Genomic DNA, 721 nt, shown 5'->3' with positions numbered 1-721 from the left:
GAGCTCTTTTGATGCCGGCACTTATGATGGTGAAACGATTGATAATGATGATGTCACCTCTCCAGAGCCGGTTGCACAGCCCGTTGAAAAACCTTCAGAGATTGTTCCTAGTATAGAGCAGCAGCGTGTGGAGCAACAAACCAAACAAGCCCGTGAAGCGCTTGTAAAGTTTTATGAACCCCAATCCCAGACGCCAATGGTTGAAGGTGAAAATGCACCCCCAGACCTACGTGAGGATCCTGTTCGTTTAGTGGCGTGGATGTTAGATAAGATTCAAAAGCAAGATGCGTATATTAGGGAACAGAAAGAAGCGCTAAGACAAGCTGAGGAACAGCAGCAGCACGATATGCGTCTTGGTGAATTTTTTAATAATTCTGTTAAGTCGTTTCAAAATAAATCCAGTGATTTTGATGCCGCGGCAAATTTTCTTTATGAGGCACGCGCAAAGGAATTGAGTTCTTGGTCATCACTTTATCCTGAGTATGGACAACAAAACACAATAGATGCGATTATAAGAGATCAATTGCATGCTCTTGTAGCGACTTGTGCACAAAGAGATCTCAATCCGGCAGAAGAGATTTATAGGATAGCACAAAACCTTGGTTATCAGACAAAAGCGATACAAGCCAACGATCAGGTTGCAGAACTTCAAAGCCGGCAGAATTCTGCGAGGACTTTGACGGCATCTGGTGGAGGGGGCAGTGTTGGACCAATCACTTTA

Annotated in this window: 1 protein-coding gene; it reads left to right on the top strand. The window is 44.2% G+C overall.

From position 1 onward, the window contains the following. Nucleotides 1-721: hypothetical protein (locus tag ACFIJP_RS09465; RefSeq protein ID WP_375627164.1), on the top strand; the 721-nt coding region annotated here is incomplete at both ends.

Origin of the sequence: Bartonella sp. MU37NMGALS, from assembly GCF_042194015.1 — a bacterium.
Classification (GTDB): Bacteria; Pseudomonadota; Alphaproteobacteria; order Rhizobiales; family Rhizobiaceae; genus Bartonella; species Bartonella grahamii.
This window is presented reverse-complemented; position numbering and strand designations above follow the sequence as displayed.